Source organism: Confluentibacter sediminis, assembly GCF_003258355.1.
GTDB lineage: Bacteria > Bacteroidota > Bacteroidia > Flavobacteriales > Flavobacteriaceae > Confluentibacter > Confluentibacter sediminis.
Genome location: NZ_QKPO01000064.1, coordinates 1 through 315, shown reverse-complemented (window position 1 = coordinate 315; position 315 = coordinate 1). Strand labels below are relative to the sequence as shown.

The 315-nt window shown below is 61.6% G+C and carries 1 protein-coding gene; it reads right to left on the bottom strand.

What is annotated here, in order from left to right; genetic code table 11:
- Window positions 1-98 precede the first annotated feature (98 nt).
- The coding region (locus tag DKT72_RS18970) for a hypothetical protein (RefSeq protein WP_220628162.1) at window positions 99-315 on the bottom strand (217 nt) is incomplete at its 5' end.

Genomic DNA, 315 nt, shown 5'->3' with positions numbered 1-315 from the left:
CCTGCCGCTTTGGCTACGTCGCGCATGCCGACCATGGTTTTGCTCCCCTGCGAGTACTGGACTGGATCACTGCTGACCAGTGTACTCGAACCGGTTTATTATTCGGCAGATTTGGTGGTGAGGGTGACGATTCCGGCCAGCAGCACCATGACGATGGCGGACGGGAAGAGCAGGTAATAGCCGAAGCTATGCTCGAAGGCGTTCACCAGTAGCGCGCCGATGATGGCGGCGAGCGCCAGACCGGCCGAGTTGGCGAGCGCATAAATGCCGAGGTCGTGGCCGGCTCGGCGCGGGTCGGGCAAAGAGTCCATCACC